6 protein-coding genes are annotated in these 10,221 nt (G+C 72.4%); 2 read left to right on the top strand and 4 right to left on the bottom strand.

The genetic code is table 11. From position 1 onward, the window contains the following. Nucleotides 1-926 (bottom strand): NB-ARC domain-containing protein (locus tag ACWDCZ_RS22555; RefSeq protein ID WP_449816799.1); only part of this gene is annotated, 926 nt, incomplete at its 3' end. A gap of 119 nt (nt 927-1,045) precedes the next feature. Beyond that, nucleotides 1,046-4,945: a hypothetical protein gene (locus ACWDCZ_RS22550; RefSeq protein WP_449816798.1), complete on the bottom strand. Its 3,900-nt coding sequence runs from the start codon at nt 4,943-4,945 to the stop codon at nt 1,046-1,048. Between the two features lie 259 nt (nt 4,946-5,204). Here ACWDCZ_RS22550 and ACWDCZ_RS22545 point away from each other — a divergent pair, with 259 nt between their 5' ends. Beyond that, the gene (locus ACWDCZ_RS22545) at nt 5,205-6,506 is read left to right on the top strand and encodes a cytochrome P450 (protein WP_449816797.1); all 1,302 of its coding nucleotides are present in this window, start codon (nt 5,205-5,207) and stop codon (nt 6,504-6,506) included. Between the two features lie 27 nt (nt 6,507-6,533). Here the strand turns inward: ACWDCZ_RS22545 and ACWDCZ_RS22540 are convergent, their stop codons facing one another. Both ACWDCZ_RS22540 and ACWDCZ_RS22535 read right to left on the bottom strand, forming a co-directional pair. Further along, entirely contained in the window at nt 6,534-7,154 is a 621-nt protein-coding gene (locus ACWDCZ_RS22540; protein WP_049650747.1) for an L-threonylcarbamoyladenylate synthase, read from the bottom strand. 113 nt (nt 7,155-7,267) lie between these two features. After that, entirely contained in the window at nt 7,268-7,681 is a 414-nt protein-coding gene (locus ACWDCZ_RS22535) for a Fur family transcriptional regulator (RefSeq protein WP_049650746.1), read from the bottom strand. A gap of 301 nt (nt 7,682-7,982) precedes the next feature. Between ACWDCZ_RS22535 and katG the strand changes: the two genes are divergently transcribed. Further along, nucleotides 7,983-10,199: a catalase/peroxidase HPI gene (gene katG / locus ACWDCZ_RS22530; RefSeq protein WP_049650745.1), complete on the top strand. Its 2,217-nt coding sequence runs from the start codon at nt 7,983-7,985 to the stop codon at nt 10,197-10,199. The last annotated feature ends 22 nt before the right edge of the window (nt 10,200-10,221 follow it).

The raw sequence follows: 10,221 nt of genomic DNA, 5'->3' as shown, positions 1-10,221 counted from the left end.
ACCGGCTCCTCCTGCTGTGCCGCGTCCAGGGCCAGCAGCAGCGCCGCCGTCACCGGTCCCCGGTAGCCGTCGGCGCCGGTGCGGGCTGGTAGGACCGTGTCCAGGCTGTGGGTGCGGTCGCGGAAGAGTTCGAGGTAACGGCCGCAGCTGCGGCGGGTGTTGACCATGTAGGCGGCGGCGTGGGCCAGCGCGAGTGGCAGGTGGCCCAGTTCCTCGGCGAGCTCGGCCGCGTGTTCGTCGAGGAAGCGGGCGCATTTCGCGCGTTCCAGTCGTTCGCCCAGGTAGGCGGCCGACTCGGCGGGGGAGTAGGTGCTGACGTCCACCAGCGCCCGGTCGCCGCCTGTACTGGCCGCTCCCCGGTGGCGGGTGGTGGCGATGACCCGTCCGCGTCCGCCCCGGCTGGTGACGGGCCACAGCTGTTCGGGGGTGTGCTCGGTGGTGTTGTCGAGGACGATCAGCCAGCCGCGCTCGGTGGCGGCGAGCCAGGCCAGGAAGCGTTCGGCGTCCTGTTCGGCCTCGCCGTTCGCTCCGGGTACGCGCAGTTCGACGGCGGCTCGGGCGTACAGGTCGGTGACGGCGGAGGGCTCGGCGGCGTCGGCCCACAGGACCAGGTCGGTGCCGGTCTCGACGGCCTCGCGTGCGTAGTGCGCCGCGAGTTGGGATTTCCCGACGCCCCCGCCGCCCGCCAGCACCTGGCTGAGCACGACCGTCCCGTACTGCCCCCGAGCCTCGTCGATCGCTTCCCGCAGCTGCTCCCGGGGCTGGAAGGCGGTCGCCTTCGGCGGGATCCGCCCGATCACCACCGGCCACTCCACCGGGGCAGCCGGTGCCGCGTACTGGTGGAAGGTCATCTGCCGGGCCTGCTGCACGCTGCCGTGCACGGTGGCGCTGCCGTAGATGCCGTTCCTGACCTGCCCGTCCTGCACGTGCCCGCCCCCGCCGCCCGACCCGCTGAACCGGCCTCCATTATGGGAGCCGGAAACGGCGCTGCCGTGCCGCCCGGGGATCGGGCGGCACGGCAGCGTTCGTGACGGGCGGGACGGGGTCAGGCCGTGAAGTAGCCGCTCAGGTCGGCGATCACGTGGGTGTCACCCCAGTTGTTGAAGAACGTCACCCGGCCGTCCACGACCGGGACGACGACCAGGTTGGCCCTGGTCTGCCCGGCCGTGAAGTTGAGGTTCGACACGCCGGGGCGGTCGGTGCCGTGCGGGTAGACGATCAGGTGGCCGTCCGCCGTCGGCTCGGTGACCGTGACGTTGAGGACCACGGCGGTGACGCCGGTGGCCGGCACGCCCTCCAGGCCCGTCACCCGCATGCTGACGACGCCGCCGCCGCTCACCGCTCCGGCTCGGGCGCCGACACCGTTGCGGGTGTCCAGCAGCCGGACGGGGGTGGTGGGGGAGTAGGTCGAGCCGGAGTCGCCGTAGTAGCCGGTGACGTCGGCGATCAGGTCGACGTCGCCCGCGCTGTTGCGCAGGTCGACCTTGCCGTTGACGACCGGGACCGTCACCAGGTTGGCGACGATCTTTCCGGCTTCGTAGTTGAGGTTGGAGACGTTCGGCAGGGGCCGGCCGTCGGGGTAGACGATGATGTGGCCGGAGCCGGTCGGGTTGACGGCGGTGACGTTCATGACGACGGCGGTGACGCCGGTCGACGGGACGCCCTTGACGCCGGCCACCTGGAGGCTGACCACGCCGCCCGCGCCGACCCGCTGGGCGGGGGCGCCGGTGCCGTCCCGGGTGTCCAGGAAACGGGCCGGGGTGATCGGGGAGAACGCCGATCCGGCGGCCCCGTCGGTGTAGTAGCCGGTGACGTCGGCGATCAGGTCGACGTCGCCCGCGCTGTTGCGCAGGTCGACCTTGCCGTTGACGACCGGGACCGTCACCAGGTTCGGGACGATCTTTCCGGCTTCGTAGTTGAGGTTGGAGACGTTCGGCAGCGGCTGGCCGTCGGGGTAGACGATGATGTGGCCGGAGCCGGTCGGGTTGACGGCGGTGACGTTCATGACGACGGCGGTGACGCCGGTCGACGGGACGCCCTTGACGCCGGCCACCTGGAGGCTGACCACGCCGCCCGCGCCGACCCGCTGGGCGGGGGCGCCGGTGCCGTCCCGGGTGTCCAGGAAGCGGGCCGGGGTGATCGGGACGAACCGGCTCTTGGACGGGGTGGTGGCGGCGGTGACGGTGAAGGCGTCGGGGAGCGAGACCCCGTAGACGCCGTCGAGTTCGATGTTGTACTTACCCGGCGCCAGGCTCCTGGTGTCGAGCAGCACGTCGAGCGCGGTGCCGTCGGCGTTCACCGAGACGGTCTCCAGGAACTGCGTGCCGGAGGCGCCGCTGCCCACCAGCTTCGCCTTGCTGCCCAGGGTCAGTCCGGAGCCCCGGACGACGGCCTGGACCCTCGTCCCGGCGGCGCCGGTGGAGGGGCTGACGGACGCCAGGAAGGGCCACGGCTGCGGTCGCGGGCAGGAGGAGTCGCAGGTGCCCTGCACGCTGTACTCGACCGGCGTGCCCGCGAGGGCGTTGGTCACGACCAGCACGGCCTGCTCGGCCTGGGAATCGGACATGCACCGGCCCCCGAAGGCCCCGTAGGAGGAGGTGCACTGGTAGCCGTACTCGTCGGTCCACTTGGAGCCCCGGAGCAGGCGCAGCTGCGGGATGTCGGCAAGTCCGGTGGCGCTGCTGGTGCCGACCACGTTGAAGGACTGATTGGCCTTCATGTCGACCACCGCGCAGTAGGCGGTCGAGTCCTCGGTGAGCACCCCGCTGTGCTGCGGGAAGCCGTCGACGGAGGCCGGGTTCGCGGCACACTCGGGAGCCCAGCCCGCGGCCGTCTGGAACTTCCAGGCGTCCACGCTGGTGCGGATCGGCTTGCCCTGGTACCCGGAAGCGAGCACGAGCGCGGTGTACGTGCTCGACCCCGTGAGCCGGCAGGAGACGCCGAACTGGGTGCAGAGCGGCTTGCCCTCGCCGTCGATCACGCTGAGCAGCGCGTTCTTCCCGTACGGGCCGTCCGAGGTCCGGATGCCCAGCGTGTACTTGTCGCTGCTCGCGCCGGTGAGCCGGACGCAGCGGGCGTCCAGCGCCGAGGCCAGGTCGAAGGAGGCGCCGGGGCCGCCGACCCTGGTCGAGGCCGGGACCAGGCAGTTCGCGCTCGACGAGATGTCGCGCCGGGCGATCTTGTAGGTGTCCGCTCCTCCCCAGCCGTTCAGCAGAGCGGTGTACGGGACGTCGGTGGCGAGCCGACAGGTCTTGGCCGAGTTCCCGTAGGAGACCGCGGTGCAGACCGGCGCGCCGGCCGCGTCGAACACCGTCACGTCGGCGTTGAGCTGGTTCCTGGTGTTGGTGTAGTCGATCAGCTCGGATACGGAGTGCCGGTCGGCGGGCAGGAGCAGGCAGGCCTGCGGCGCGGCGGCCGTCAGCGGGACCTCGACGCCCCAGGAGCCGTCGAACCCGCTCTGCGGCCAGGCGGTGCAGCCGGCGGTCTCCTCGGTCCGGTGGACCACCAGTCCGTAGGCCTTGGACGGGGTTCCGGTCAGCACGACGCGGAACGGGGCGGTGCCGGTCAGCTTGCAGGTGGTCGAGCCGCCGATGTCGCACTGCTTGGCGCCCGAGGCGTCGACGACCCGCCCGCCGGCCGTGGTGCCGTCGGCGGGCGGCCGGTTGATCAGGTAGACGCCCTTGCCGGAGGCGGTCGGCAGGGTCAGGCAGAGCTGCTGGCCCGGCCCGCCGAAGGTGCCGGTGGCCGGGCCGGCCGTCAGACCGCTGTCGTTGGCCGCGACGCAGCCCCGGGTCTCCTTGGCCGAGTGGAAGGCCATGCCGAACGCGCCGACGGAGACCGCGTACGGGTCGACGGCCCAGGTGTAGTCACCCGGCGTCAGCTCGCAGGATCCCTGGGAGCAGAGCCCGCCCTGCGGGGCCCCGTCGGCGGTGTACAGCCCGCCGGCGACGGAGCCGTCGGCCTGGAGGACCGTCCCGAACTCGTACTGTGCGGACTCCGGGACGCGCAGCGTGCGGCAGCGGGTGACCGGGGTCGGGTCCGGGGAGACGCCGAACGCCTGCGGCTCGACCAGCGTGCAGCCCTCCGGGCGGGAGAGCCGCGCCGCGAAGAAGTCGTACGTCAGGGCGGTGGCGTTGTAGCGCTGGGCGGTGATCCGGTACGGGGCGGTGCCGGTGAGGCGGCAGTCGGGGGAGGCCCACTTGTCGCAGACCGGGGTGCCCGTGGCGTCGTAGACGACGGTGGTGGCGCCCCGGACGGTGGCTCCGGTGCGGAGCATGTCGCCGGCGGCGAGGCCGTTCACCTGGTAGCAGTCACCGGCCGAGCCGAGCGCCAGGTCGCCCTGGTACACGGTCGGGGCGCCGAGGGTGAGGTCGGCGGGGCCGATCGTGCGGCAGGCGGTGGTGGACCGCAGCGGCAGGTACGAGAGCGCGAGCGCGGTCGGCGAGCTGCTGACGGTGCCGACCTTCAGTGTGTACGTGCCGGCCCGGGTGGTGGCGCAGCGCAGGGACTGGCTGCTGCCCCAGCTCGGGCCGACCGGGTCGTCGCAGGTCACGGCGGTGCCGTCGGGGGCGACCACGGACGGGATCAGGGATCCCTGGGCGGCGGCGATCTGTACGAGCAGCAGGTCCTTCTGCTGCGGCAGGTCGATGCCGAAGGTGACGGTCCCGCTCTGGTCGACGGTGCAGCTCGCCACGGTGTTGGGCTGCAGCGCCGCCGGGCACGGGCCGCTCGGGTCGGCCTGCCGCAGCTGCTGGGCGAGGGCCTCCTGGTCGGCCTTCCGGTCCGGCGCGGCGGCGGCCGGGGCGTCCGCGCCCGCGGCCGGGTCCGGCTTGACGCCCGGGTCCGCCGGGGCGCCCGCCTGCGGCGAGGCGGTGGCGGCCGTCGGTGCGGCTCCCACGGCCTGGGCCGGTGCGGCCTGGCCCATCAGCGAGGCCAGGACGGTCAACAGGAGGGCTCCGGAGGCGGCTGCGCGGCCTCCTCCCCCTCGCTTTCGTCGTTCTCGTCTGCCGATCGGCAGCACGTTCATCTACTCCCCCCACCTTGGACAGGTCGTGCGCACGGAAAGCGCACATGTGCTCGAGCTGGCGGAGTCTAGCGGGGCGTCTACATCCGGTGCCACGGGATAGCCGGTCCTGACCAGTCCCTTCCGCGCCCCGCGCCCAGGCCGTTCCGGGAACCGGTGGCGTGACGTAGCGTCCGTCGGTATGGCCCTCGATCAGGCGTACGTGAACCAGCTCTTCCTCCCGGGCACCTACGCCCACGGCGTTCCGTACGAACTCCTGCGGGAACTCCGCGAGTCCGTCCCCGTCTGCTGGGTCGAGGAGCCTCCCGTCGGCGGGTGGCCGGGCGGGCCGGGGTACTGGGCGGTGCTGCGGCACGCGGATGTGAAGCACGTGCTGCGCAGCCCCGAGCTGTTCTCCTCGCACCTGGGGGCCACGCAGATCCGTGACCCCGACTGCCCGGCGGACCTGGCGTTCGCGCGGGCGATGATGCTCAACCAGGACCCGCCCGACCACTCCCGGCTGCGCCGGATCGTCGCCGGGGCGTTCACCCCGCGTGCCCTGGCGGAGCTGGCCGGGGCGGTGGACGGGCGGGTGCGGGAGCTGGTGGAGGAGGTCCGCCCCTCGGGCCGGGCGGACTTCGTTCGGCTCGCCGCCGACCTGCCGGTGTGGACGCTGGCCCGGGTGATGGGCGTGCCGGAGCAGGACCGGGGGTTGCTGCTGGACTGGGCGAACCGGGTGATCGGCTACCAGGACGCCGACTACGCCCACTCCGGCACCGCCGATCCGGCCGCGCTCACCGAACTCGGCCGTGCCGCGCTCGCCCGCCGTCCGACCACTCGGACCGGTCCGGACGGCCGCCCGGTCAACCCCCGTTCCCGCGCCGCCCTGGCGGACATGTTCGCCTACGCCCACGGCCTGGCCCGGCGGCCCGCCCCGGGCGGCCTGCTCTCCCGGACGCTCGAAGCGGGGCTGACGGTCGAGGAGTTCGAGACGATGTTCTTCCTCTTCGCCGTCGCCGGGAACGAGACCGTCCGCAACGGCCTGCCCGGCGGCCTGTACGCCCTGCTGAGCCATCCGGAGCAGTACGAACTGCTATGCGAGAGAACGGAGTTGATCCCCTCCGCCGTCGAGGAGATGCTGCGCTGGTGGCCGCCCGTCATGGACTTCCGCCGCACCGCGACGCGGGACGTGGAGCTGGGCGGACGGGCGATCCGGCGGGGGGACAAGGTGGTGGTCTACCACGCCTCCGCGAACCGGGACGGGGCGGTGTTCCCCGACCCGGACCGGTTCGACGTCACCCGTAGCCCGAACGACCATGTGAGTTTCGGGTACGGTCCGCACTTCTGCCTCGGTGCCCAACTCGCCCGCCTGCAGCTGAGGTCGGCGCTGCGCTGCCTGGTCGAGCGGCTGCCGGGGCTCCGGCTCGTGCCGGGGCGGCCGCCGCGGCGGCTGGTCTCCAACTTCCAGAACGGGCTCAAGTCACTGTGGGTCCAGTGGGGTTGAGACCGCCCTCCGGGTGCGCCCGGTGCGTCACTCGAAGCGCTCGGGGTCGCCGGCCCCGCGCCGGGTGATCTCCGCCTCGCCGCTGGAGAAGTCGACGACCGTCGTCGGCACCGTGCCGCAGTCGCCGGAGTCCAGCACGGCGTCCAGTTGGTGGTCGAGCCGCTCCTTGATCTCCCAGCCCTGGGTCATCGGCTCGTCCTCGCCGGGGAGGAGCAGGGTGCTGGAGACCAGGGGCTCGCCGAGCTCGGCGAGCAGGGCCCTGGTGACGACGTGGTCGGGGATCCTGACGCCGACCGTCTTCTTCTTCGGGTGCAGCAGGCGGCGCGGCACCTCCTTGGTGGCGGGGAGGATGAAGGTGTAGCTGCCCGGCGTCGCGGCCTTGATCGCGCGGAAGACGTTGTTGTCGATGTGGACGAACTGGCCCAGTTGGGCGAAGTCCATGCACATGAGGGTGAAGTGGTGGCGGTCGTCGAGGCGCCGGATCGACCGGATCCGTTCGAGGCCGTCGCGGTTGTCCAGCTGGCAGCCCAGGGCGAAACAGGAGTCGGTCGGGTACGCGATGAGGTCCCCGGAGCGGAGGCCGGCGGCCACGGAGCCGATGGTGCGCGGCTGGGGGGACTCTGGATGCACGTCGAAGTACTTCGCCATTGGTCGACCCTAAGCGATCCCGGCCCCCGACCGCTGCACGGCGGGCCAGCGGGTACGGGCAGCGGGTACGGCCAGCGGGTACGGGCAGGGCGGACGGCCGGCCGCCGGAGCGGTCAGCCCGCGCAGTCCGGGCACAGCCCCCGGTAGGTGACCTCCGCCTGCGCCACGACGAACCCGAAGCGCTGCTCGGCCGGCAGGTCGGCCAGCGGATCGCCCTGCGGGTGGACGTCGCGGATGGCGCCGCAGCCGGTGCAGACCAGGTGCTGGTGCGGGTGGTGCGCGTTCGGGTCGTAGCGCTTGGCGCGCCCGTCGGTGGCGACCTCGACGACCTCACCCAGGGTGACCAGTTCGCCGAGCGTGTTGTAGACCGTCGCCCGGGAGATCTCCGGGAGGCGCTCCGCGGCCCGGGCGTGCACCTCGTCGGCGGTCAGGTGCACGTGCTCGCCGTCCAGGACCTCGGCCACGACACGCCGCTGGGAGGTGAGGCGCCAGCCGCGCCCGCGCAGCCGCTCCAGGAGGTCACTCATATCGGTTCACCTATTCAGGTAATGGGGAGGACCGGAGTTTACCAATGCGCTTCCGGTGCCCTCCGGATCCCGATCGGATATGGGCTTGGTGTCTTTCTTGACTTGGATTCCGTCCACCGTAGGATCGGCTCCGGCGCTAGCCTGGACAGCAGCAGCACGTGACTCCCGTCACCACTCCCGTCACCGCCGTGCGCGGTGCCGAGCGGGAACACCACGGGGCGCACCAGGCCAGACCGCAGCAGTAGGTGCCGTAGGTAGCAGATGAAGACACCGTGATCCGCCTTGTGAGGGAAGGATTCCCATGTCTGACAACCACGATGCAACCGGCGTAGAGGCGAACGCGGAGGGCTGCCCGGTGAACCACGGGCGCGCGCCGCACCCCACCCAGGGCGGCGGGAACCGCCAGTGGTGGCCGGAACGGCTCAATCTGAAGATCCTCGCGAAGAATCCCGCCGTGGCCAATCCGCTCGGCGCGGAGTTCGACTACGCCGAGGCCTTCAAGACCCTCGACCTCCCGGCCGTCAAGCGGGACATCCAGGAGGCCCTCACCACGTCGCGGGACTGGTGGCCGGCCGACTTCGGCTACTACGGCCCCTTCATCATCCGGATGGCCTGGCACAGCGCCGGCACCTACCGGATCAGCGACGGCCGCGGCGGCGCCGGCGGCGGCCAGCAGCGCTTCGCCCCGCTGAACAGCTGGCCGGACAACGCCAGCCTGGACAAGGCCCGCCGCCTGCTGTGGCCGGTGAAGAAGAAGTACGGGCGCGCCCTGTCCTGGGCCGACCTGATCATCCTGTCCGGCAACGTGGCCCTGGAGGGCATGGGCTTCCGGACCTTCGGCTTCGGCGGCGGCCGGGTCGACGAGTGGGAGCCGGACGAGGACGTCTACTGGGGCCCCGAGACCACCTGGCTCGGCGACGAGCGCTACACCGGCGACCGGCAGCTGGAGAACCCGCTGGCCGCCGTCCAGATGGGCCTGATCTACGTCAACCCCGAGGGCCCCAACGGCAACCCCGACCCGCTCGCCGCCGCCCGCGACATCCGCGAGACCTTCTACCGGATGGCGATGAACGACGAGGAGACCGTCGCGCTGATCGCCGGCGGCCACACCTTCGGCAAGACCCACGGCGCCGGCCCGGCCGACAACGTCGGCCCGGACCCCGAGGCCGCCCCCATGGAGCAGCAGGGCCTCGGCTGGAAGAGCAGCTTCCGCACCGGCGTGGGCGCCGACGCGATCACCAGCGGTCTGGAGGTCACCTGGACGGCCACCCCGATCACCTGGGACAACAGCTTCTTCGAGACGCTGTTCGGCTACGAGTGGGAGCTCACCAAGAGCCCGGCCGGCGCCTGGCAGTACAAGCCCAAGGACGGCGGCGGCGAGGGCACCGTGCCGGACGCGCACGTCCCGGGCAAGCGGCACGCCCCGAACATGCTCACCACCGACCTCTCGCTGCGCTTCGACCCGGTCTACGAGCCGATCTCCCGGCGCTTCCTGGAGAACCCGGAGGAGTTCGCCGACGCCTTCGCCCGCGCCTGGTACAAGCTGACCCACCGCGACATGGGCCCGGTCGTCCGCTACCTCGGCCCGGAGGTCCCCGCCGAGCACCTGCTCTGGCAGGACCCGCTGCCGGAGGTCACGTACCAGCGGATCGGCGCGGCCGACGTCGCCGACCTCAAGCGGCGGATCACCGCCACCGGCCTGTCGGTGTCCGAGCTGGTCTCCACCGCCTGGGCGGCCGCCTCCTCGTTCCGCTCCAGCGACAAGCGCGGCGGCGCCAACGGCGGCCGCATCCGGCTCCAGCCGCAGATCGGCTGGGAGGTCAACGAGCCCGACCGGCTGGCCACGGTGCTGCGCGCCCTGGAGGGCGTCCAGCGGGAGTTCAACGCGCAGGCCGGCGAGAAGCAGGTCTCGCTCGCGGACCTGGTGGTGCTGGCCGGCGGCGTCGGCGTCGAGCAGGCCGCGAAGGCGGCCGGCCTGGCCGTCGAGGTGCCCTTCGAGCCCGGCCGGGTGGACGCGCCGCAGGAGCTGACCGACACCGAGTCCTTCGCCGCGCTGGAGCCCAAGGCGGACGGCTTCCGCAACTGGGTCGGCAAGGGCAACCGGCTGCCGGCCGAGTACCTGCTGCTCGACAAGGCCAACCTGCTGGGCGTCAGCGCCCCCGAGCTGACCGTGCTGGTCGGCGGCCTGCGCGTGCTGGGCGCCAACCACGGCGGGTCCGCGCACGGGGTGCTCACCGGGACGCCGGGCGTGCTGACGAACGACTACTTCGTCAACCTGCTGGACCTGGGCACCAGTTGGAAGGCCACCTCGGAGGACGCGCACACCTTCGAGGGCCGGGACGAGTCCGGCCGGGTGAAGTGGACCGGCACCCGCGCCGACCTGGTCTTCGGCTCGAACGCCGAACTGCGCGCCGTCGCCGAGGTGTACGCGAGCGACGACGCCAAGGAGAAGTTCGTCGAGGACTTCGTCGCGGCCTGGGCCAAGGTCATGAACGCGGACCGCTTCGACCTGGCGTGATCCGCACCCGCGGCTGACGCGG

The sequence above is a fragment of the Kitasatospora sp. NPDC001225 genome, from assembly GCF_053597855.1.
This window is presented reverse-complemented; position numbering and strand designations above follow the sequence as displayed.